This is a genomic window from Natrinema versiforme JCM 10478, assembly GCF_000337195.1.
GTDB classification, from domain to species: domain Archaea; phylum Halobacteriota; class Halobacteria; order Halobacteriales; family Natrialbaceae; genus Natrinema; species Natrinema versiforme.
In genome coordinates this window covers 28,575-49,626 of record NZ_AOID01000016.1, presented here as the reverse complement: position 1 = coordinate 49,626, position 21,052 = coordinate 28,575, and the positions used below count along the sequence as shown (strand labels likewise).

22 protein-coding genes and 1 pseudogene are annotated in these 21,052 nt (G+C 65.7%); 13 read left to right on the top strand and 10 right to left on the bottom strand.

Annotation, left to right across the window (positions count from 1 at the left end):
- A complete protein-coding gene (locus C489_RS04915; protein WP_006430057.1) occupies window positions 1-837 on the top strand; it encodes an NRDE family protein in 837 nt (278 codons plus the stop codon).
- 72 nt (window positions 838-909) lie between these two features.
- Complete coding sequence (locus C489_RS04910; RefSeq protein WP_006430056.1) at window positions 910-1,260, top strand: helix-turn-helix transcriptional regulator; 351 nt, start codon at window positions 910-912, stop codon at window positions 1,258-1,260.
- A gap of 62 nt (window positions 1,261-1,322) precedes the next feature.
- On the opposite strand, the gene C489_RS04905 is transcribed toward C489_RS04910, so the two are convergent.
- The 3 genes from C489_RS04905 to gatC all read right to left on the bottom strand — a co-directional run bounded on the left by C489_RS04905 (window position 1,323) and on the right by gatC (window position 3,412).
- Window positions 1,323-1,736, bottom strand: a complete 414-nt coding sequence (locus tag C489_RS04905) for a hypothetical protein (protein ID WP_006430055.1) — start codon at window positions 1,734-1,736, stop codon at window positions 1,323-1,325.
- A gap of 120 nt (window positions 1,737-1,856) precedes the next feature.
- On the bottom strand, window positions 1,857-3,131 hold the full coding sequence (gene gatA, locus C489_RS04900; protein WP_006430054.1) for an Asp-tRNA(Asn)/Glu-tRNA(Gln) amidotransferase subunit GatA: 1,275 nt from the start codon (window positions 3,129-3,131) through the stop codon (window positions 1,857-1,859).
- A 2-nt stretch (window positions 3,132-3,133) separates the two neighbouring features.
- Entirely contained in the window at window positions 3,134-3,412 is a 279-nt protein-coding gene (gene gatC / locus C489_RS04895; RefSeq protein WP_006430053.1) for an Asp-tRNA(Asn)/Glu-tRNA(Gln) amidotransferase subunit GatC, read from the bottom strand.
- Window positions 3,413-3,775: 363 nt separating this feature from the next.
- Between gatC and C489_RS22850 the strand changes: the two genes are divergently transcribed.
- On the top strand, window positions 3,776-3,901 hold the full coding sequence (locus C489_RS22850; RefSeq protein WP_006430052.1) for a hypothetical protein: 126 nt from the start codon (window positions 3,776-3,778) through the stop codon (window positions 3,899-3,901).
- A 190-nt stretch (window positions 3,902-4,091) separates the two neighbouring features.
- Here C489_RS22850 and nirK read toward each other — a convergent pair.
- Window positions 4,092-5,143, bottom strand: a pseudogene (gene nirK, locus C489_RS04890) (copper-containing nitrite reductase).
- Window positions 5,144-5,394: 251 nt separating this feature from the next.
- On the opposite strand from nirK, the gene C489_RS04885 reads away from it, so the two are divergent.
- A complete protein-coding gene (locus C489_RS04885) occupies window positions 5,395-6,333 on the top strand; it encodes an alpha/beta fold hydrolase (RefSeq protein ID WP_049890629.1) in 939 nt (312 codons plus the stop codon).
- Here the strand turns inward: C489_RS04885 and C489_RS04880 are convergent.
- The 3 genes from C489_RS04880 to C489_RS04870 form a co-directional block, all read right to left on the bottom strand.
- Window positions 6,317-6,580: a DUF2249 domain-containing protein gene (locus tag C489_RS04880; protein WP_006430050.1), complete on the bottom strand. Its 264-nt coding sequence runs from the start codon at window positions 6,578-6,580 to the stop codon at window positions 6,317-6,319. The two genes, C489_RS04885 and C489_RS04880, sit on opposite strands and share 17 nt — an antisense overlap.
- 108 nt (window positions 6,581-6,688) lie before the next feature.
- Window positions 6,689-6,922, bottom strand: a complete 234-nt coding sequence (locus C489_RS04875) for a DUF2249 domain-containing protein (protein WP_006430049.1) — start codon at window positions 6,920-6,922, stop codon at window positions 6,689-6,691.
- Between the two features lie 68 nt (window positions 6,923-6,990).
- Window positions 6,991-7,218: a DUF2249 domain-containing protein gene (locus C489_RS04870; RefSeq protein ID WP_006430048.1), complete on the bottom strand. Its 228-nt coding sequence runs from the start codon at window positions 7,216-7,218 to the stop codon at window positions 6,991-6,993.
- A gap of 135 nt (window positions 7,219-7,353) precedes the next feature.
- On the opposite strand from C489_RS04870, the gene C489_RS04865 reads away from it, so the two are divergent.
- From C489_RS04865 to C489_RS04840, 6 genes are all read left to right on the top strand, one after another.
- Window positions 7,354-8,028, top strand: a complete 675-nt coding sequence (locus tag C489_RS04865) for a helix-turn-helix domain-containing protein (protein ID WP_049890628.1) — start codon at window positions 7,354-7,356, stop codon at window positions 8,026-8,028.
- A 366-nt stretch (window positions 8,029-8,394) separates the two neighbouring features.
- Window positions 8,395-10,056, top strand: coding sequence for a 4Fe-4S ferredoxin N-terminal domain-containing protein (locus C489_RS04860; protein WP_006430046.1), 1,662 nt, complete (start codon window positions 8,395-8,397; stop codon window positions 10,054-10,056).
- On the top strand, window positions 10,053-11,405 hold the full coding sequence (gene nrfD, locus C489_RS04855; RefSeq protein WP_006430045.1) for an NrfD/PsrC family molybdoenzyme membrane anchor subunit: 1,353 nt from the start codon (window positions 10,053-10,055) through the stop codon (window positions 11,403-11,405). Before C489_RS04860 ends, nrfD begins: the two co-directional genes overlap by 4 nt.
- Complete coding sequence (locus C489_RS04850; RefSeq protein ID WP_006430044.1) at window positions 11,402-11,713, top strand: hypothetical protein; 312 nt, start codon at window positions 11,402-11,404, stop codon at window positions 11,711-11,713. The genes nrfD and C489_RS04850 overlap by 4 nt, the downstream gene beginning before the upstream one ends.
- A gap of 142 nt (window positions 11,714-11,855) precedes the next feature.
- Window positions 11,856-12,947: an Mrp/NBP35 family ATP-binding protein gene (locus C489_RS04845; protein ID WP_006430043.1), complete on the top strand. Its 1,092-nt coding sequence runs from the start codon at window positions 11,856-11,858 to the stop codon at window positions 12,945-12,947.
- Window positions 12,948-13,091: 144 nt separating this feature from the next.
- On the top strand, window positions 13,092-13,418 hold the full coding sequence (locus C489_RS04840; protein WP_049890627.1) for a cupin domain-containing protein: 327 nt from the start codon (window positions 13,092-13,094) through the stop codon (window positions 13,416-13,418).
- A gap of 15 nt (window positions 13,419-13,433) precedes the next feature.
- Here C489_RS04840 and C489_RS04835 read toward each other — a convergent pair whose 3' ends face one another.
- Both C489_RS04835 and C489_RS04830 read right to left on the bottom strand, forming a co-directional pair.
- On the bottom strand, window positions 13,434-14,567 hold the full coding sequence (locus tag C489_RS04835; protein WP_006430041.1) for an asparagine synthetase B family protein: 1,134 nt from the start codon (window positions 14,565-14,567) through the stop codon (window positions 13,434-13,436).
- Entirely contained in the window at window positions 14,564-15,247 is a 684-nt protein-coding gene (locus C489_RS04830) for a PHP domain-containing protein (protein ID WP_006430040.1), read from the bottom strand. The genes C489_RS04835 and C489_RS04830 overlap by 4 nt, the downstream gene beginning before the upstream one ends.
- A gap of 129 nt (window positions 15,248-15,376) precedes the next feature.
- On the opposite strand from C489_RS04830, the gene purL reads away from it, so the two are divergent.
- The 3 genes from purL to C489_RS04815 all read left to right on the top strand — a co-directional run bounded on the left by purL (window position 15,377) and on the right by C489_RS04815 (window position 19,037).
- A complete protein-coding gene (gene purL, locus C489_RS04825) occupies window positions 15,377-17,530 on the top strand; it encodes a phosphoribosylformylglycinamidine synthase subunit PurL (protein WP_006430039.1) in 2,154 nt (717 codons plus the stop codon).
- Window positions 17,531-17,697: 167 nt separating this feature from the next.
- Window positions 17,698-18,285, top strand: a complete 588-nt coding sequence (locus tag C489_RS04820) for a response regulator transcription factor (RefSeq protein WP_006430038.1) — start codon at window positions 17,698-17,700, stop codon at window positions 18,283-18,285.
- Window positions 18,286-18,356: 71 nt separating this feature from the next.
- Complete coding sequence (locus C489_RS04815) at window positions 18,357-19,037, top strand: class I SAM-dependent methyltransferase (RefSeq protein WP_006430037.1); 681 nt, start codon at window positions 18,357-18,359, stop codon at window positions 19,035-19,037.
- Window positions 19,038-19,076: 39 nt separating this feature from the next.
- Here the strand turns inward: C489_RS04815 and C489_RS04810 are convergent, their stop codons facing one another.
- The gene (locus C489_RS04810) at window positions 19,077-20,933 is read right to left on the bottom strand and encodes a sensor histidine kinase (RefSeq protein WP_006430036.1); all 1,857 of its coding nucleotides are present in this window, start codon (window positions 20,931-20,933) and stop codon (window positions 19,077-19,079) included.
- Window positions 20,934-21,052: the final 119 nt, after the last annotated feature.

Sequence of the window (21,052 nt, the reverse complement as noted above, 5' to 3'; positions counted from 1 at the left end):
GTGTGTACGCTCACGCTCGCGTGGCGGGTCTTCGACGACGCACCGGTCGCGGTCGCCGCGAACCGTGACGAGGCACTCGAGCGCGAGTCGAAGCCGCCCGCCGTCTACGACGACCCAGTGATCGTCGCGCCCCGCGACGCCGCGGCCGGCGGGACGTGGATCGGCTACAACGAGTTCGGCGTCGTCGTCGGCATCACGAACAAGTGGACCGACGCCGATCTCGCCGGCGAGCGCTCTCGCGGGCTGCTCGTCGCAGATGCCCTCACAGCCAGATCCGCGGCGGACGCGAAGTCGATCGTCGAGGACGCCACCGCGGCCGACGAGTACGGCGGCTTCTACCTCGTCGTCGCCGACGCGGCCGAGGCGTTCTGCTACCAGTGGGACGGCGACCTCGCCTTGACCGAGTTCGATCCGGGAGTCCACGTCGTCGTCAACGTCGCCGTCGACGACGATGTCGACGCGCCCTCGATCCGCCCGGATGCGAGCCGCGAGCAGGCGGAAAACGCTCGAGCGGTTCGAGACGCGCTCGCCGCCGAACCGGGAGAGACGGCCGCGGACTGGCTTGAGCGCGCCGGCGGCGTCCTCGGCGATCACGAGTATGGCGTCTGCATCCACCGGGACGGCTTCGGGACCCGGTCGTCGTCGCTGATCGCGCTCGGTCCCGAGACGACGCGCTACGCCTACGCGCCGGGGCCGCCCTGTCGAACGAGCTACGAGGACGTCGACCTCCCTGATCTCGACGGTCCCGGTCCCGCCGCCGGTGCTGACAGCGACCGCCGCGCCGAGGACGCCGAGGGCGGCGACGACCCGTCGCTCGAGGGGGAAGGGCACATTTAAGCGGCTCGCTCTCTCTGTTGTGGATATGGACGCACTCCTGCCAGTAGCGACGCGCACGGCGAGGTGGTCACCGTGAGCGTTTCCGCGGCCGAAGCCGAACTCACCGAGGACGAACGGGCCGGCCTCGAACTCGTTCGTGAGTCCGGCGGCATTCACCAGAGTGATTTCTGGAAGGAACTGGACGTCTCCTCGCGGAAGGGCAGCCGGATCGTCGAGTCCCTCGTCGAGAAGGAACTTGTCGATCGCGAGGACACCGTCTACGACGGACACAACACCTACTACATCACGCCGACCGCCCGCGATCTGGATTTCACCCTCCTCATGGCCGGCGACATGCTCTCGCCGTTTATCGGCGAGGAAGAGGTCGATCCCAACAGCGACGCCTTCTCGCAGTGGATCATGAACCTCGCCTACGAGGAGTAACGACGTCTCGGGACCGGGTGACCGGTTCCAGAACCAGTTTTCCGCGCTCGAGTCTCCGAGAGCTACTCGTAGAGGTCGAATCGCTCGATGAGAACGAACGGGTCGCGTTCGCGGTTGTAGTGGGGAACGTCGCCGTCGAGGGCTTCGATGAGGCGACGGTGGACTTCGCGTGCGGCCCGGCCTTCGTCGGGCTCTAAGTGGTGTTGGCCGCGCATGTCGGTCCAGAAGCCGCCGTCGAGCCAGAGCAGCGTCTCGTCGTTGGACTGGTAGACGACTTCTCCCTGTTCGGTCAGGCCATCGATCGCGAGTTGGCGACCGGAGAGCTGTGCGCGGGCGAGGACGGCGATGAGCTGACGGCGCGAGACGGGCGCGGACAGCGCGATATCGTCGATGGTCTCGCCGAAATACGCCTCGACGAGGTCGCATGCCCGCGAAAATTCGTCGAACTCGACTTCGTGATCCTGTGTGAGGTTCATGACATTCGATCCGAATGACTCGTTCGGTACCACTACTATCACGAAATAGTATAAAAGTTTATCCGTTATGTGAGTGCGGCGACACCGTCGACCGCACCCGGCCCCCTGAGTCGCCGGCGGTTAGGCGAGCGCGCTCGCAGCCCGGATCAGCCGCTCTTCGCCGAAGGCGGGACCGACGAGCTGGAGACCGACGGGAAGGCCGTCGGTCTCGCCCGCCGGAACCGAGATGGCCGGCAGATCCGCGAGGTTCACGGGGACGGTGTTCGCGTCGGCGAGGTACAACTGGAGCGGGTCGTCCAGGCTCTCGCCGAGTTCGAACGGCGGCACCGGCATCGTCGGCGACGCGAGCACGTCGGCCTCCGAAAGCGCCTCGTCGAAGTCCTGTTTGACCCACGCACGAGCGTCCTGTGCCTTCTTGTAGTACTTGTCGTGATAGCCCGCCGAGAGCGCGTACGTGCCCAGCAGGATCCGGCGCTTGACCTCGTCGCCGAAGCCTTCCTCGCGAGCCGTCGCGAAGGCTTCGTTCCAGTTGCCGTCGTAGCCGCCCGAACGGCCGTAGCGAACCCCGTCGAACCGCGCGAGGTTCGAGGAGGCCTCCGACATCGCGATCACGTAGTAGGCCTCCACGGCGTGTTCGACCGACGGCAGACTGACTTCGTGGTACTCCGCGCCGCGGTCCTCCAACTCGGCGAGGGCATCCCAGAACGTCTCGACGACGCCCTCGTCGGCCCCCTCGAGTAGCTCCGTCGGAACGCCGATACTGAGCCCGTCGACGTCGCCGGTGGCGGCGTCGGCGTAGCTCTCGTCGGCCTCGAGGGGCGTCTCGCGGGTGGTCGCGTCCCGGTCGTCGCTGCCGGCGATCACGTCGAGCAGCGAGGCGGCCTCTTCGACGGTCTCGCCGAAGGGGCCGATCTGCTCTAAGCTGTTGCCGTAGGCGACGAGGCCGTACCGCGAGACCAGCCCGTACGTGGGCTTGATACCGACGACGCCGCAGAAGGCGGCGGGACAGCGGACCGAGCCGCCGGTGTCGGAGCCGAGCGCGAGGTCGGCCTCGCCGGCGGCGACCGCGGCCGCGGAGCCGCCCGAGGAGCCGCCGGGGACGTGCCCCGGTGCGGCGGGGTTGTCCGTCTCGCCGAAGTACGACGTTTCGGTGGTCGTCCCCATCCCGAACTCGTCCATATTTGCTTTGCCGACGATGGTCGCACCGGCGTCTTTCAGGCGGGAAACGACCGTCGCGTCGTAGGGCGGGACGTAGTCCTCGAGCATCCGTGAGCCGCAGGTCGTCCGGACGCCTTCGGTCGAGATGTTGTCCTTGACCGCGACTGTTTTGCCGGCGAGCGGCCCGTCGTCGCTGCCGTCGATCCGCTCTTCGGTGATGAAAATGTTTTCCGACATGGTTACGAGACGTTCGGCCCCTTGAAGTAGCCGTCCTCGGTTTCCGGCGCGTTCCGGAGCGCCTCCTCGCTGTCGAGCGAGGCCCGTTCCTCGTCCGGTCGCATCACGTTCGCGAGGTCGGCGTCGCGATCGACTTCCGGCACCTCGTCTAGGGTCTCAAAGTACTCGAGGATGTCCGCGAACTGCCCGGTGAACCGGTCGACCTCGTCGTCTGCGAGGTCGACGCGAGCCAGCTCCGCGACGTGGCGGACCTCCTCGGGACTGACGGCGTCGTCGCTCATACGTGTTCGCACCGGCCTCCGGAGAGTAAGGGTTTCGATACCGCCGGCGCGATCGCAGTCGCTTCGGCCGTGCTCTCAGCTACCGGCTCTCGCTCCGCTCCTCCCGAGGTGCGGGTCCGTGACGCGGCTGCCCAGCGCGGTCGACGGCCGCTCGAGGCGACTCGTGGAATAATCTGAATCCCCGCGGGAACCGCTCGAGGGCGAAGCTAAAACGTCGGAGCGACTTCCCGGTCGAACCATACGCCAGGCTGTCGGGTCAATCGCGAATTACCGCTTCCTAATTCGGTATTACCGGGACGAGCGCTCGAGTACAACCAGTATAATAACTGTATACTCAAGACCGATAGTGGCGATCGAACCAGTATGCACTGCGATAACTGCGACGCCGACGAGGTCGCGTACACCTTAACGACCTACGTCGAGCCAGATGGGCAGGACGATGTCGAACTGCACTTCTGTTCGACCGACTGTCTCGACGTCTGGACCTGACGGCACACGGGTACGGATCGGATACTATCGGGAGACGAGCCGATCCGCCCCGAACTTCAAACGAACGGATCTCGGACAGTCGCTCGAGAAAAGGAGCCGCTGTGTGCGGGCGGTGCCCGCTCACGGATCTTCGTCGTAGACGTCTCGAGTGGGTTCGCCGTCGACGCTGACGACGCCGAGTGCGCCGNGCTCACGGATCTTCGTCGTAGACGTCTCGAGTGGGTTCGCCGTCGACGCTGACGACGCCGAGTGCGCCGCGGCGGGCGGCGCGGGTCAGGGCGTGGTCGACGATTTTGACCGGGCCGGGGACGGGGAACTCCATCTCGGCCGCGGCGGTGGTGCCGGGAGCGACGGGCGCGGTTTCGATGTTCAGATCGGGGTCGGTCAGGAGGTCGCCGTCGCGGTAGAAGCGACTCCAGACGTTCCCGATGGGGTGCCACGAACTCAGGAGGTTCGGGCCGCCGTTGGCGAAGTACACCCGGGCGGTTTCGCCCGTGTTAGCCTGCATAGGCTGGCCGCCATCGGGGGCGAAACCGTAGGCCTGGCCGTTGAAGACGACGTAGGTGGGCTCTTCCTTGAGCATGGCGTCGAAGTCGAACTTGTGGTGGCCCTCCTCGCCGAGGTCGCCGTCCGTGTAGATCTCGTGCTGGCCGAGGTAGTACTCGGTGTCGACCTCGGGGAGGCCGTCCTCGGGTTCGACGAGGATCGAGCCGAACATCCCGCTGCTGATGTGCTGATCCATGTTCGGGATCGNAAGCTGATCTGGGTCGGGTCGTCGCCGGGCGTGATCGTCGTCGCGTCGGCCCCGCCACCGGGGCCGTAGACCGCGTGGAAGTCCATGTTATGGGCGGCCGTGTTCAGGTCCTCCGGCACGTCGAAGGTCAGGTTCACCCGGTCGCCCCGGCGGACCCGGACCATCGGCCCCGGCACCTGCCCCTCGAAGGTCATGTACTCGAACGTGACCCCCGGCTCGATCTCCGCCGTGACTCGTTCCGTCTGAATCGTGATGTCGTGTTCCCGGGGCTCGTTCCAATCGACCGGGTCCGGAATGTCCGTCGGATCCCGCGCGATCCGGTCGACATCGACGTCTTTCGCCGCCGGCAGCCCCTCCTCGCTCGCTGACTGATCGCCTTCCGCACCGTTCCCCTCGGTCTCGCCGCCGAGACAACCGGCCACCGCAGCGACGCCGGTCGCCCCGAGCGCTTGCACCATCTGCCGTCGGTTGAGTCGAGTATTGGTCATCGGTCTTCCTCCTCACTTGGTAATTCGGGTGGACATATGATCAACCGCGGCGACGGTTCTCATCGATTAGTAATCCAATCGATCGATCCCACTATATCAGGGTCAATTAAATACCCCCTCGAGTCGACTCCCGTCCGAATCGGATTCGACTGGGCATCGGCGGCTTTCGAATCGGCTGTCGATCGCTTGAGGCCGGAGCACACACGATCGCGACCCAACCGATATGCCGATCCGCGATGCAGACTGCGACGATGCGATCGACCGAACCACCGGTGGCGGAAACGGACCTCGAGTCTGTCGTCCCACCAACGGTCACGGCGGAGTCGACGGTACGGACCGTCAACGGGGTCGAGTTACACGTCGTGGCCGCCGGCGATACAGCCGATCCGGCGGTCGTCCTGCTCCACGGCTTCCCCGAGTTCTGGTACGGCTGGCGAGCCCAGATCACACCGCTCGTTGAGGCCGGCTACCGCGTGCTTGTGCCCGATCAGCGCGGGTACAATCGAAGCGAGAAGCCGACCGGCGTCCGGGCGTACCAAACCCCCGAACTGTCGGCGGACATCGCCGCCCTGATCGCGACCGAGGGGCGCGAGACCGCACACGTCGTCGGCCACGACTGGGGCGGGATGGTCGCGTGGGACCTCGCGCTTCGGTATCCCGAAACTGTCGATCGGCTCGCCATCATCAACGCGCCGCATCCGGTCGCCTATCGCCGTCAGCTCCGCTCGAACCCCGAACAGCTCCGTCGGAGCTGGTACGCGATGGGGTTTCAGCTCCCGTGGCTGCCCGAAATCGCCTGTCGATACGACGACCACCGCCTGCTCGAGCGAGCGCTTCGAGACACGGCCGCACCGGGGACGTTCAGCAACGCCGATCTGGACCGCTACCGCCGCGCGTGGGGGCGAGACGGGGCGCTCACGGGAATGCTCAACTGGTATCGGGCGGCCGCGCGGTATCCGCCGCGCCCGCCGACGGAGCGGGTCGACGCGCCGACGCTCGTCATTTGGGGCGAGGACGACGCGGCGCTCGTCTCCGCACTGGCGATCGACAGCGCGGGGTTCTGTCGGGAACGCCGCCTCGAGTTACTCCCGGAGACGAGCCATTGGGCCCCCCACGAAGCAGCCGAGGCCGTAACGGCGCTGCTGTGCGAGCACTTTGGGGCCAACGCGGGAGTCAGGTCCGCCAGATGACAGTGACGACTTCGTCCTCGAGTTCAGTGGTCTCGTACTCGTAGCCCCGGTCCTCGAGTTTCGGGTAGAGGAACTGCGGGGCGCGGTCGTTGCGCTGGATCAACACCGTCTCGTCGGGTAGTTCGACGAGCAACTCGAGGGTCTGCTGGAGCGGGTTCGGCGGGCCGAGCGACCGCACGTCGAGGGTCTCCTGCGGTCGGTCGCCCGGCGCGTCGGTCCGGTCGACGACGGTGGTGGGTGAGGCCATACGTGCCGATTGGGTCGCCCGCTAGCTATCTTTCGTCCCGTACGTGTTCGGCGGCAGTGCAGTCCGGTGGGAACCGACGAGAGCGATACCGTCGGTCATGGAGCGCCGTTACGCCTCTCCCTTCGGGAACGTGGCGACGAACTCGTCGGGAGCGACCTGTTCGACCTCGTAGCCGTCCGCGTCGAAGCTGTCGACCTCGGCCTCGAACTCGTAGAACAGCGGTTTGGGTTCGTGGTCGTTGATGATCTGCAGCGACTCGCCCGGCTCGAGGGCCTCGAACGCGTCGTGGATTTTCGGATGGCGGTTCACCGGCGGAACGTCCCTGACATCGAGTTCCGTCATGCGGTTCGTACTCGGAACGAACGATCCATCGACGTTTGGGCGAATATGTTCGGTCTCGGTTCGGCCGGCTACGTGTGCTCGATGACTACGTGCCAGATACCGCCGTCGCGTTCCTCGCTCTGATGGTCGAACCCGCGGTCGTCGAGGACCTCGTAGAGCGGTTCCGGCTCGAAGGGGGCGATCAGCCGCAGTCGTTGCTGCGACTCGAGGCGCTCGAGTGCGGTCATGATGTCGTCGAACGGCGGTCCGTCGATCTCTCTGACGTCCAGCGTTCGTTCGGTGGATTCGGTTGCCATCGGTTTTGCGTTCGGCTCGCGACCCGTTGGGCGTTCGTCCGAACGTGTTCGCTACCCGTGATCTTCCCGCCCGGCGGGAATTCGACGAACATATTCGTAGCTACCGGCATATAGATGCGAACGGAACACGTTCGTATGGCTCAAGCCACGCTCACTCTCACGATGCCCGAGGAGGTCTGGATACAGCAGATATCGACTGATCACCCCGAGTCGACCTTCCGGGTCCTCGCCGCCGTCCCCGGCGCAGAGTCCGGCTTTGCGCTCGTCCGGATCACCGGCCCCGCCGTCCCCGAGGTAATCGATGACATGGACGATCACCCGCAGCTTACCGAACTCACGCTCGCCCAGTGGAGCGACAACGAGGCAACGATCCACTTCGAGACGACAGCGCCGCTCCTGTTGTTCTCCTCTCGAGAGTCGGGGATGCCGATCGAACTCCCGGTCGAGATTCAAGACGGCGAGGCGACGATCGACGTCACCGGCTCCCGGGAACGGTTGGCCGAACTCGCCGAACAGCTCGAGCACTTCGGCCTGCAGTATCGGATCGAGCACGTCCGCGAGCGACTCCACGAGAGCCAACTGCTTTCCGAACGCCAACTCGAGGTGATCGTCGCGGCCGTCGACGAGGGCTACTACGACACCCCGCGAGGGTCGTCGCTGACCGAACTGGCCGACCACCTCGACATCGCCAAGTCGACCTGCAGCGAGACGCTCCACCGTGCCGAGGAGGCGGTCATCAAGCGGTTCGTCGAGGATCTGCCGAGCGTCGACAGCGAGGACTCGCTCGAGGAGGAACTCGCGAGCACGTAATCAGGACTCGCTGCGATGGAATTCGAGGCGCGGCCGCTGTCACTCTCTCGTCGGTTGTCCGTCTCGTGGCGGCGAGACCTCAATTTTTGTCCGGGCATCTTTCTTCTTCGATCATAGATCGAATCGAGGGCTCAGCCGCTCCACTGCTCGCTCGAGCCCGGTTCTTCGCCGGCCGTGTCGTCGGCGCTTACTTAAATGCACGAATATGTTCGCAGTCATTCTCACGCGATGGAAATCGACTCGATACTTCATCCGAGTACGGTTGTGAGACGGGGAACGAGGAGCAACAAATGAACGATTTGAAGTGCATGCTTTCGAGTACAACCAGCATGACACCAGCGTCATATTCAGAGGTGTTCTGATCTAATGAGTACGGACGATGAATCATTCCACCCGCTCGGCGAAGAGTGGGAGGACGAACTCGAGACGATGCTCGACGATACCGAGTACGACAGCGACCTCGGTATGGAAATGGCCCAGGATGCGATGCGGGTCACGAAGGGCGAACTCTCCGAGGCCGAATTCCACGAACGCTATCACGAGGACGTGATGGAGGAGTTCGGCGAGGACGAACGCCCGACCAAGGAAGCCTACGAGGCTGCCCAGGAGGAGGCGAAAGGAACCGTCTCCAACATGCTCAACGCCTTCGACGGCGACGACGGAGAGACCCGCCGCGAGACGATGAAGAAGATGGGGGTCGGCGCAGCGGCCGTCGGTGTGGGCGCGTTCGGTGCTGCTTCCAACGGTCCCGAGCAGAGCGTCACCGCGGCCGAGGAAGGACACGGCCCCCGACAGGAGACCACCGAGGAGTCCGACACCCAGTGGGGGATGACGATCGACCTCGAGCGCTGTGACGGCTGTCTGAGCTGCATGACGGCCTGTTCCGAGGAGAACGATCTCGACCAGGGCGTCAACTGGATGTACGTTATGGCCTGGGAAGACGAGAACCACCACGGCCAAGAGGGCTCCGAATACGACGTCTACACCGACTTCAATATGGGGAGCGACTTCAACATGCTCGTGCGGCCGTGCCAGCACTGCACGGACGCTCCCTGTGAGAAGGTCTGTCCGACGACGGCCCGTCACACCCGCGACAAGGACGGACTCGTCCTGACCGACTACGACGTCTGTATCGGCTGCCGATACTGTCAGGTCGCCTGTCCCTACGGCGTCAACTACTTCCAGTGGGACGAACCCGACGTGGCCTACGAGGATATCGACGGCCTCGAGGATCCCGACAATCCCGACCAGATCACGCACGCCGAGTACGAACACGGCGAGCGCTGGGTTGACAGTCGCGCACCCCGGGGTACGATGAGTAAGTGTACGATGTGTCCGTCCATGCAGGACGGCAAGCAGGGCGAAGACAAGGTCGGAACGAGCGCATGCGAGTCGGCCTGTCCGCCGGGCGCGATCCAGTTCGGGAACGTCAAAGACGAGAGGAGCGATCCGTCCCAGCACCGCGAGCACCCGGTCAAGAGTCGCGCGATCGTTCACCTGACGAACAGCACTGACAGCACCAAAACGGCTCCATCGGCTGACCAGATCAACAGCGCCCTCAGCGAGGGCGACGATCTCCAGACCGCGATCGATCAGATCGAGGGTCTCACCGTGGATATCCTCGCGATCATGAAGTCGATTGAGATGGTCAGCGAGGGCACCGAGCCCGGCGACGAGGAGAACAACTCCATCCTCTCGGCCGAACAGGATATCCTTTCTGCAGTCGAGGCCTTCCAGCAGTACGTCGACCTCGAGACCGAGGAGGCGTACAGCGAACTGGGACTCGGGGATGGCAGCGAACAGCAGGCCCACTTCCGACTCGAGCAGTACACGGGCGACCCGAGTTCGTTCCAACTGCTCGAGGATGTCGGTACCAACCCGAACGTCACCTACCTCGGTCAGGAACCCGGTCCGGAAGCGCAGCAGGTCGAAGGACCGACCAAGTACGAGGACGTCGGGCTGCTCGACGAGCGACAGGAGTACCTCGACGAGGGCACCGTCGGGCGCATTGATGGGGTGTCGTTATGAGCACGAAGACTCCCTCTGAGGAGGACATCCTCCGCCCCATCAACACGCTCACGAAGAAGTACTTCATCCTGTACGGCGTTGCGGCCCTCGGCCTCGTGGCCTTCCTCGTGGCGTGGGCCTACCAGCTTCAGCAAGGGCTGATCGTCACCGGCCTCGGCGACTGGGGCTCCGGCGGCGGTTCGACGTGGGGGCTGTACATCGGCGCGTTCATTTGGTGGGTCGGTGTGGCACACGGCGGTATCATCCTCTCGGCCGCCGTCCGACTGCTCAATATGGACCGGTACATGCCGGTTGCCCGACTCGCAGAGATGACGACGATCGGTGGCCTCTCGGCCGCCGGCTTCTACATTCTGGTCCACATGGGCCGGCCGGACCGAATGGTCACGAGCGTCATCGGCCACTACCACATCACGGTCAACAACTCGCCGCTGGTGTGGGACGTGACCGTCATTACGGCGTACTTCGTGCTGTCGGCCACCTACCTCGGCCTGACGCTCCGGTACGACATCAGCCGCCTGCGTGACGATCTTCCCGACATGTTCGAGCCGGTCTACAAGATCCTGACGCTCGGCTACACTGAAGCCGAGGACAAAGTCATCGACCGGATGGTCTGGTGGCTCGCGGCGGCGGTCATCATCATGGCCCCGCTCTTGCTCCACGGTGGCGTCATCCCGTGGCTGTTCGCGCTCCTGCCGGCAATGCCCGGCTGGACCGGTGCGATTCAGGGGCCGATGTTCCTCAGTATCGCGCTGATGTCGGCGATCAGCGGCATCATGATCATCTCCTATGCGTTCCGTCGCGCCTACGACTGGGATCACATCATCACTGACGACATTTTCCGCGGGCTGCTCCTGTGGCTCGGGTTCTTTACCCTGTTGTTCCTGTGGTTCCAGCTCCAAACGATCATCAACGGCGTCTTCCTCGGCCCGACCAACAAGGCGGTCGCGATCGAGGCCAAGATCGCCCACCCCATCTACCAAGTCGCGATGACGATGATCTTCGGCACGCTCGTCTACATCTTCCTGCAGGGGATCCGTCCGGCCCTGTTCAGTAAGCGGCGAGCACTGATCGCCAGCGTGATCGTCCTCACCGGGACCCTCACCGAGAAGATCCTGTTCGTCGTTGAAGGGTTCCTGCACCCGACGTTCGACATCTACGCCAACACGCCCGGGACCTACTTCCCGAGCGCGATCGAGTGGCTCTCGCTCGTCGGCACGACTGGGCTGGTTGCACTTTTATTCCTCAACCTCTCGAAGCTCGTCCCAGTGGTCGAACTCCACGCAATCGAACACCTGCGCGGCGATCACGAGCACGGTGAGGAAGCGACCGAACCGGAGGTGGAAGCATGAGCTCAGCACTGACAACGATTCCGTTCGAACTCCTGTACCACGGCTACGACGGGACGGCCGGCTTCACCGGCTTCGCCAACGAAGGGACGTGGATCATCTTCGCCGTCATCCTGGTCCCGGTCTACATCATGCTCGCGGCGTGGTTCCTCGGTGAACCCCGCGACACGAAGACCGGACTGACTGGCGTGAGCTACCTCGTCGGTCTCACGACATCGATGTGGGTCGGCATGTTCGTTCTGACCGTCCTGATCGGTATCGTGTTCTACGGCGGCCCACCGGAGCCGTTCAGCAGCGTCGGCCCGCCGTAACCGTCGTCGAATCGCAGCCGAACTGACCGCCGGTTTCATTTTTTACAGCGGACAGAGCAGGCCCGATAGCGCCGTCGCTCGAGTCCCGAACCATCACACGTATCCCGTTCGACCCCCTCCATTCGGCTAGCACAGAGTCACTATGAGTATCACAGAACACGAACTCGAAATCAAACTCGAGGCGGTCGAAGATCCGGACCTCGGCGAGGATATCATCTCGCTGGGACTGGTCAACGACCTCACGATCGACGACGAGACGGCTCGGATCTCGCTCGCGTTTAACGCGCCGTATGCACCCTCCGAACTGGAGCTGGGCAACCGGATCCGCGACGTCGTCGAAGAAGCCGGGCTCGAGGCCGACCTGCGAGCGCACGTCGGTGAGGACCACGGCTTCGACGAGGAGGTACTCCCGCAGGTTCGCAACGTCATCGCCGTATCCTCCGGGAAGGGTGGCGTCGGCAAGACGACGGTCGCGGCCAACCTCGCGGCCGGGCTCGAGAAACGCGGCGCGATGGTCGGCCTGCTCGACGCCGACATTCACGGGCCGAACGTGCCCCAGATCCTGCCGCCCGAGAGCGATCCGGGCGTGACGCCGAACGAGGAGATCGTCCCGCCCCGCTCGAACGGGGTTCGCCTCATCAGCATGGGGATGATGATGGAAGACGACGACGATCCCGCCATCCTCCGCGGTCCGATGGTCAACAAGTTCATGGTCAAGTTCCTCGAGGGCGTCGAGTGGGGCCGACTGGACTACCTCATCGTCGACCTGCCGCCGGGGACCGGCGACGCGACGCTGAACCTGCTCCAGTCGATGCCGGTGACCGGATCAGTCGTCGTCACGACGCCACAGGAGATGGCACTCGACGACACCCGAAAGGGGATCCAGATGTTCAACAAACACGACACGCCGGTGCTCGGCGTTGTCGAGAACATGAGTTCCTTCATCTGCCCGTCCTGTGGCGACCAGCACGGCCTGTTCGGAACCGGCGGTGCAGACACTATCGTCGACAAGTACGACGTCCCGCTGCTGGGCCGCATCCCGATCCACCCCGACTTCGGTGCCGACGGCAGCGAAGGGGCGCTCGTCAAGGACGACGACAGCGAGGTCCAAGGTCACCTCGAGGACGTCGTCGGCGAAGTCGCCGACCGGATCGGCGAGCAGAACCGCCGCAAGGTCTCGGAGAACGTCACCTACGAACCGCAAAACAAGCTGCCGACCGAGACCGAGGACTGAGTCGACGCGGCGCGAGGTTGCGGCGCAGCGACGCCGATCTCTCTTCTACTGCGATCTCTGGTATCGCGAGGCGAGCCGCGCCGTTCGATCGCTCTCGCAAGCCTCTCCGCCGCCGTTTTAGTGGTCCCCGTCGAATCGAACGATATGCTCGACGAATACGCCGATTCGATCGCCGACCTCGAGCCGGGAGACGGCGAGGTCGCGACCGGGGAACTGGTCGTCACCGACGACGTCCTCGTGAAGGCCTTCGCCCTCGGCCCGGGCGCGGAACTCGAGGCACACGACCACGCCGAGAGCACGAACGTCTTTCACGTTCTCGAGGGGACGGTGACCGTGATACAAGGCGAGGAGAGCGAACGGATCGACGCGCCCGGTGTGGTCCACCACGAGCGCGGCGTCGGCCACGGTGCGAAAAACGAGACCGACGAGACGGTGGTCTTCACCGCGAGTCTCTGTCCGTTGCCGTCGTGAGAAGGGAGTGGGATATCACTCGGACGGGTCGCTATTGCCGTCCTCGAGCAGCGACGCGACGTACTTCGTGACGTGGTCGTCCATCCGGCGCTTGTAGCCGGCCTGCCGAGCGAGCCGGTCGAGTTCGCGGGCGACGAGGCTGCCGTACTGGACCGCCTTCTTGTCCCGGCCGGCGACTTCGGCCGGCAGGTACTCCGACGCGACTCGTCGGAAGCCGCGCTTCCGTTCGTCCGCGTCGGCCAGCAGGTCGTCGGGCAGTCGGAGCGCGGCCTCGACGACATCATCGTGGAGGAACGGCGCGACCGGCTCCAACCCTGCCGCGTCGATCGTCAGCACGTCCCGCGGAAGCTGATCGGGGAGGCTCCGGATCTGTTCGCGGACGGCTCCGCGGACCGTCTCGGCGTCGACCCGATGGTCGAGCCTGACAACCTTCTCGTAGCCGCCGAACAGTTCGTCGGCTCCCTGCCCGACGGCGAGCGCGTCGAAGCCGTCCGCGGCGACGCGTTCGCCGACCAGATACAGCGGGAGCGCGATCTGGATATCCATCGCGTTCGTGCGCCCGGTCGCCCGCGCCACCTCGGGGACGGCGCGCTCGAGATCGGCCGGCTCGAGGTCGACGACGGTCAGGTCGCGGCCCATCGCGTCGGCGGCCGTGCGCGCGGCCTCGATGTCGTGGCTGTCCGAGAAGCCGACGACGTACAGCGGCGCGTCGAGCAGTTCGGCGACCAGCGCCGAGTCGACGCCGCCGGAGAAGGCGACGGCGATCTCGCGGTCGTCGTCGCGGACGGCGTCGGTCGCCGTTCGGATCGCCTCCTTGAGCGCCTTGAGCGCGGCATCGCCCTCGAGCGGCTCGGGATCGGGCAGCGGCCAGTGTGATTCCGGTTCCGGGAGCGGGCCGTCGGCGGGCACGGCCGCACCGGCCGGGAAGAGCGTCGGCTCCTCGAGTGCGGTCGGCTCGAAGGCCCACGCCGGGCTGTCGCCGCGCTCGGAGTCGCTGTCGACGAACAGCGGGACGCGACCGAGCACGTCACGAACGAGGCGGCCGTCGACCGCTCCCGCGAAGCCGGCCGTGCCCGGGAACGGGTCGGCGTCCTCGAGTGCAGTACGAACTGTCGTCGGGTCGGCACCGCGGAGCGTCGGGTCGGTCATTGGAAGAGTTTCAGCACGTGGCTCAGTCGTCGCGTGACGCCGCCGGCGAACTGCTGGACGCTGATCCGCCACGGCGTTCGCTTTCCTTCGACGGTCGTCCGCCCGTCCGCGATGGCCGCGAGGATCGCCTCGGCGGAGCGCTCGTCGGCGTCGACGCGGGTGACTGCTTGCCCGACCATCTCGCTGATGTGGGCGTCGCTGCCGGCGGTCATCGGCAGGTCACGCGACCGAGCGTAGCGTTCGGCCTGTCGGTTCGCTCGTCCGGTGAATAGCCGGGAGTTATAGACCTCGATCGCGTCGCCCAGCGCGAGTTGCTCGCGGGAGATGCGGGCCATCACGCCGTGGCGCGACTCCTGAAACGGGTGGGGTACGACGGCCAGTCCGCCCTGCTCGTGGATCGCCTCGAGCGTCGATTCGAAGGAGAGCCCGGGCGGAACGGCTTCCTCGAGGCCCAACCCGAGCACGTGGCCCGCCTTGCTCGAGATCTCCATGCCCGGAATCCCGACCAGCCCGTAGTCGGCGGCGCGCTCGGCGGCCTCGAGACTCGCGTCGATCTCGTCGTGATCCGTCACTGCGATCGCGTCGAGACCGACGGCTTCGGCCTGCTCCAGGATGAGTTCGACCGGGTCGCGGCCGTCGTAGGACAGCGACGAGTGCGTGTGAAGTTCGACCGACAGCACGAGCACACGTTTAGGCGGCCTGATCAAAAGCGACTCGGTCCGCGACTCGACGGTCGTGCGGCCGCCTACTATATCCACGAACGTGCATATGGAAACCCATTTACCGACCGACTTTCACCACTTAGATGAATGAGTCTTGCCGATTCGGACCGCGAACTCGTCGTTTCCGAGCTGGGGCGGGAACCGACTCGAGCGGAGGCGGCGCTGTTCGAGAACCTCTGGAGCGAGCACTGCGCGTACCGCTCCTCGCGACCGCTGCTGTCGGCGTTCGACAGCGAGGGCGAGCAGGTCGTCATCGGGCCGGGCGACGACGCGGCGGTCGTCGCGCTCCCCGGAAACGAGCCGGGAGACGGTGACAGCACGTACATCACGCTTGGCATCGAGAGCCACAACCACCCCTCCTACGTCGACCCGTTCGACGGCGCGGCCACCGGCGTCGGCGGCATCGTCCGGGACACGCTCTCGATGGGTGCCTACCCCATCGCGCTCGCGGACTCGCTGTACTTCGGCGAGTTCGACGACGACCACTCGCAGTACCTCTTCGAGGGCGTCGTCGAAGGGATCAGCCACTACGGGAACTGTATCGGCGTGCCGACGGTCGCCGGCAGCGTCGATTTCCACCCCGACTACGAGGGCAATCCGCTGGTTAACGTCGCCTGCGTCGGCCTGACCGACGAGGAGCGACTCGTCACTGCTGAAGCCCAAGAACCCGGGAACAAGCTCGTGCTCGTCGGCAACGGCACGGGCCGGGACGGACTCGGCGGCGCGAGCTTCGCCAGCGAGGATCTCGCGGAGGACGCCGAGACCGAGGACCGACCCGCGGTCCAGGTCGGCGACCCCTACTCGGAGAAACTGCTCATCGAGGCCAACGAGGCGCTCGTCGACGAGACCCTGATCGAGTCCGCTCGCGACCTCGGTGCCGCCGGGCTCGGCGGTGCCTCGAGCGAACTCGTCGCCAAGGGCGGCCTCGGTGCACACATCGAACTCGAGCGGGTCCACCAGCGCGAGCCGAACATGAACGCACTGGAGATCCTGCTGGCCGAGTCCCAGGAGCGGATGTGTTACGAGGTCACACCCGAGAACGTCGACCGCGTGCGCGAGATTGCCGAGCGGTTCGATCTGGGCTGTTCGGTCATCGGTGAGGTCACCGACGGCAACTACACCTGCACGTTCGAGGGTGAGACCGTCGTCGATGTGGATGCGTACTTCCTCGGCGAGGGCGCGCCGATGAACGACCTCGCGTCCGAGGAACCGGCACAACCGGAAACGGACCTGCCCGACATCGATCTCGAGGACGCGTTCGACGACGTCGTCTCGAGCCCGAACACCGCCTCGAAGCGGTGGGTCTACCGCCAGTACGACCACGAGGTCGGCGTCCGGACGAGCGTCGGACCCGGTGACGACGCAGCGATCGTCGCGGTCCGGGAAGCCCAGCAGGGGCTGGCGCTTTCGTCGGGTGCCGCGCCGAACTGGACCGCCGCCGCACCCTACGACGGCGCTCGTGCCGTGGCGCTCGAGAACGCGACGAACATCGCGGCCAAGGGCGCGACGCCGCTGGCCGCTGTCGACTGTCTCAATGGCGGGAACCCGGAGAGGCCGGATGTCTACGGCGGCTTCAAAGGAATCGTCGACGGGCTCGCCGAGATGTGCGAGACGCTGTCGACGCCGGTCGTCGGCGGGAACGTCTCGCTGTACAACGACTCCGTCGCGGGGCCGATCCCGCCGACGCCGACGCTGGCGATGGTCGGAGCTAAGGACGGCTACGACGCGCCGCCGCTGTCGGTCGAGCCGGCGGGCGATCTGGTCCTCGTCGGCGACCTCGGTCTCGAGTCCGACGAGGCCCGCCTCGGCGGCTCCGAGTACCTCGCGCAGTTCGGCGGCAGCGACCGCTTCCCCGAACTGCCCGCCGACCCCGCGAGCCTGATCGAGGCACTCGCTGCAGTCGCGGACGCGGACTCGACGCTCGCGGTCCACGACGTCAGCCACGGCGGGCTCGCCGTCGCCCTCGCCGAAATGGTCACCGCGGACGCCGGCCTCGAGGTGTCGATCCCGAGCGCGGATTCCGCGGGCGCGCTGTTCGGCGAACAGCCGGGACGGGCGCTGATCCAGACCGAATCGGTCGAGGCGGTCCGCGAGGCGTTCGACGGCGTCGCGCCGGTCGTCGAACTCGGCGTTGGGACCGACGACGGAACTCTCACGATCGAGACCGGTGATCGAACGATCGAGACCGACGCAGCCGCGATCCGCGAGCGACGCGCGACGATCGAACGCGAACTCGAGTGAGCCGAGCCGGGCGATCGATTGCGTCGGATTCGAGTTCCTTTCTCGAGAATCTGCCGTGGGAATGCGGCAATACCCGTCAACGCCGCCAGTTTCGCCATCTATTGTCCGACATATTGATATACAGCCGCCATAAGTAGTCCAACGAGCCGACAATTTCGGAGGATTCGATGACTACCGACACCCCATCCGTCCTGATCGTCGAAGACGAGCCCGACCTCGCGAACCTCTATGCCGCGTGGCTCGAGGAGGTCTGTGCAGTCCAAACGGCATCGGACGGCACCGACGCGCTGGCGGCGATCGACGAATCGATCGACGTCGTCCTCCTCGACCGGCGGATGCCGGGACTCTCGGGGTCGACCGTCCTCGAGACGATCCGGGAGCGAGACCTCGAGTGCCGGGTCGCGATGGTGACGGCGGTCGAGCCCGACTTCGAGATCATCGAGATGGGGTTCGACGACTACCTGATCAAACCCGTCTCGCAGGACGAACTGGTCGCGGTTATCGACCAACTGCTGCTCCGGTCGTCCTACGACGAGCAGCTGCGGGAGTTCTTCGCGCTCGCCTCGAAGAAGGCGTTACTGGACGATCAAAAGAGCAGGGCCGAACGCCGCTCGAGTCAGGAGTACGCCGAACTCGAGGATCGGCTGGCCGTCCTTCGAGTCGAGGTCGACGACACGATGCAGGAACTCTTGGCCCAGGACGGCTACCGCCAACTCTGTCGCGATATTACTGGCAACTCGGTCGTTCAGGAGTGACGGCGCTGGGTCCTCGGTGGCCAATCGTCTCGTGCGTTCAGTGGGGTCCCGACGAACTAGAGCACACATACATGACGCAACCGAATCGGACCGACGACGCTGTCAAAGACCTCGTCCAGCAACACTGGAACGACCGCGCCGCGACGTTCGACGACGCGAGCCACCACGGCATCCACACCGACGAACAGCGCGAGCGGTGGCTGTCGGTGCTCCGCGAGTGGACCGGCGGCGACCCGCTGCGAGCCCTCGATCTCGGCTGTGGGACGGGGGTCGTGTCGCTACTGCTGGCAGACCTGGGACACGACGTTACGGGCGTCGACTTCGCCCCGGAAATGCTTGAGCGCGCACGGCTGAAAGCCGACCAGACCGACCGCTCGGTCGCGTTCCACCGCGGGGACGCGGAGACACTCGCGGTTCCCGACGACGCGTTCGACCTGCTTACGGCCCGGCACCTCATCTGGACGCTCCCGAACCCCGGCGCGGCGATCGAGGAGTGGCGTCGAGTCGTTGAACCAGGCGGTCGCATCCTCCTGATCGAGGGGTACTGGGACCACGACGAGCCGTGGGACGAGTACGAGGCGATCCACGACGACTTACCGATGTACGACGGCCGCCCGCCCGCCGACCTCCGCGAGTTCCTGGCGGGCAACGATCTCCGGGAACTCGAGTACGAATCGCTGTCGGACCCGGCGCTGTGGGGCAGAGAGCCACACCACGAGTATTACGTCATGACCGGGACGGTTCCCCGGTAACCCCCGTCTCGCCGTTCTCGCTCCGCCTCGGTCGCCCTCCTACTCGAGCCGGCGCTCGAGGGTCGTCACGTCGCGAATCTCGATCCGCGTTCCGCCGTTCGCGCCGTTGGAGACGGTACACTCCCAGTCGTGGGCTTCGGCGATGGCCCGGACGAGTGCGAGGCCGAGTCCGTCGATCGCGGTGTCGTCGTCGCGGGTCGGATCGAGCACGCGTTCGTGTGCGTTCGGGGGGATTTCCGCGGCGTCGTCGAGGAGGAAGAAGCCGCGACTGCCTCCGTCTTCGAATCCGACGAGGCCGATCTGAATCGTCACGTCACCGTCGGCCCGCGCGACGGCGCTGTCGAAGGCCGTCTCGAGGAGATGGACGAACCGGTCCGGATCGGCCCGGAGCGCGGCCGCGCCGTCGACGATGATACTGTCCTCGTCGAGACGTGACTCGCCGACGGCGTCGGTGATCGCGGACTCGAGGCGGAGCCGGCTGCGCGGGCCGATCGCGGAGGCGTTCCGGGCGAACTCCCGCACGTCGTCGACGAGCCCCTCCGCGCGGTCGAGCGTCGTTTCGACGGTGTCCTCGGCGAGCGGGAACTCCCACTCGTCGGCCGTGTCGTCCTCGAGCGCGTCGGCGACGGCCGTGAGTTGATCTTTCAGATCGGTCGAAAGCACGTCTGCGACGGCCTCGAGCCGTTCTGTCTGGCGCTCGAGTTCGGCGGTTCGATCCCGGAGGACCCGTTCCCGATCGGCTCGGTCGAGAGCGGCCCGCGTGTTCTCGACGAGCGTCGAGATGAGGTCAACGTCGGTCTCGTCGAATCGGTTGGGGTCGAGTGCGCCCGTCATGAGGACGCCGTGGGTCCCGATCGGGGCGATGATCTCCGATCGGAGCGGCGTGTCCGGATTGTAGAGTTCGCCGACGGTCTCGAGGTCGTCGAACCGTTCGACTTCGCCGGCCTCGAAGACGTCCCAGACGAGGCCTTCGCCGGGGTTGAACCGCGGCAGGCCGCCGAACTCATCGTGTGCGCCGGCGGTCCCGGCCACGGGCTCGAGATAGCCCTGCTCCTCCTCGAGCAGCCAGACGCCGCTGATCGGAAGGTCGAGCAGGTCGCTGCCGGCGTGGACCGAGATCGCACAGATCTCTTCCGGATCGTCGGACTCGAGGAGCCAGCGGGTGATCTCGTGGAGCGACGTGACGACGCGGTCGTACTCGTGTTGGTCGGTGATATCGCGGACGACGGCGGCGACGGTCGCGGTGTCGTCTTCGATCGGGACGAACCGGAACTCGCCCATCCGGTCGTCGCCGTCCGGACCGGTGTAGGGCAACTCGAGTTGTCGGCGATCCGCGTTGCCGACGTCGACGTCGGTAATCGCCCGGCCGATATCGACCGCGTGCTGATCGTCGATACCCGCCAGTTCGGTCAGGGTTTCGACGTGCTCGCCGTCCAGCGTCGACCGATCCGCGCCGAGGAGGGTTTCGGTCGCGCCGTTGATCGCGACGATTTCGCGGTTGCGATCGAGCGTGATGACGGCGTCGCGGATCGCCTCGACGACGGCGGCGTGTTGGGCCACCGTTGTCTCCTGTGCCCGCCGCTCGGTGACATCGCGCATGTACACCGAGAGCCCGTTCTGAGACGGGTAGGCCCGCGCTTCGAACCAGGTCTCGAGATGCGTGTGATAGATTTCGAACGACACCGGGACCTGCTCGTCCATCGCGCGGTGGAACCCGTCCGGAAACTGCGTTTCGACGGTCTGGGGGAATTCGTCCCACATGACCCGTCCGATCAGGTCCTCGCGGGAGCGTTTGAGCAGCGTTTCGGCCCGCTCGTTGAGATAGGTGAACCGAAAGCCGGTATCGAGCGCGAAGAAGGCGTCCGTCACCCGGTCGACGATCGGCACGGATCGCATGGTCACGACTCGCCACCCCCGCCCGACGACGGACGGGCCTCCCCCCCACGTTCGAGGCAATCGCCGCTCGCGGCCGTTGATCTCATCGACAGACAGTCAGCACATAGTTTGTGCAACCC

Coding starts and splice junctions, on each gene's coding strand:
- C489_RS04820 (WP_006430038.1), top strand. CDS start 17,698: ATGACTACCGACACCCCATCCGTCCTGATCGTCGAAGACGAGCCCGAC.
- C489_RS04875 (WP_006430049.1), bottom strand. CDS start 6,922: ATGACGGAACTCGATGTCAGGGACGTTCCGCCGGTGAACCGCCATCCG.
- gatC (WP_006430053.1), bottom strand. CDS start 3,412: ATGAGCGACGACGCCGTCAGTCCCGAGGAGGTCCGCCACGTCGCGGAG.
- C489_RS04835 (WP_006430041.1), bottom strand. CDS start 14,567: ATGACCGACCCGACGCTCCGCGGTGCCGACCCGACGACAGTTCGTACT.
- nrfD (WP_006430045.1), top strand. CDS start 10,053: ATGAGCACGAAGACTCCCTCTGAGGAGGACATCCTCCGCCCCATCAAC.
- C489_RS04865 (WP_049890628.1), top strand. CDS start 7,354: ATGGCTCAAGCCACGCTCACTCTCACGATGCCCGAGGAGGTCTGGATA.
- C489_RS04870 (WP_006430048.1), bottom strand. CDS start 7,218: ATGGCAACCGAATCCACCGAACGAACGCTGGACGTCAGAGAGATCGAC.
- C489_RS22850 (WP_006430052.1), top strand. CDS start 3,776: ATGCACTGCGATAACTGCGACGCCGACGAGGTCGCGTACACCTTAACG.
- C489_RS04905 (WP_006430055.1), bottom strand. CDS start 1,736: ATGAACCTCACACAGGATCACGAAGTCGAGTTCGACGAATTTTCGCGG.
- C489_RS04845 (WP_006430043.1), top strand. CDS start 11,856: ATGAGTATCACAGAACACGAACTCGAAATCAAACTCGAGGCGGTCGAA.
- C489_RS04885 (WP_049890629.1), top strand. CDS start 5,395: ATGCGATCGACCGAACCACCGGTGGCGGAAACGGACCTCGAGTCTGTC.
- purL (WP_006430039.1), top strand. CDS start 15,377: ATGAGTCTTGCCGATTCGGACCGCGAACTCGTCGTTTCCGAGCTGGGG.
- C489_RS04815 (WP_006430037.1), top strand. CDS start 18,357: ATGACGCAACCGAATCGGACCGACGACGCTGTCAAAGACCTCGTCCAG.
- C489_RS04860 (WP_006430046.1), top strand. CDS start 8,395: ATGAGTACGGACGATGAATCATTCCACCCGCTCGGCGAAGAGTGGGAG.
- gatA (WP_006430054.1), bottom strand. CDS start 3,131: ATGTCGGAAAACATTTTCATCACCGAAGAGCGGATCGACGGCAGCGAC.
- C489_RS04840 (WP_049890627.1), top strand. CDS start 13,092: ATGCTCGACGAATACGCCGATTCGATCGCCGACCTCGAGCCGGGAGAC.
- C489_RS04850 (WP_006430044.1), top strand. CDS start 11,402: ATGAGCTCAGCACTGACAACGATTCCGTTCGAACTCCTGTACCACGGC.
- C489_RS04810 (WP_006430036.1), bottom strand. CDS start 20,933: ATGCGATCCGTGCCGATCGTCGACCGGGTGACGGACGCCTTCTTCGCG.
- C489_RS04880 (WP_006430050.1), bottom strand. CDS start 6,580: ATGGCCTCACCCACCACCGTCGTCGACCGGACCGACGCGCCGGGCGAC.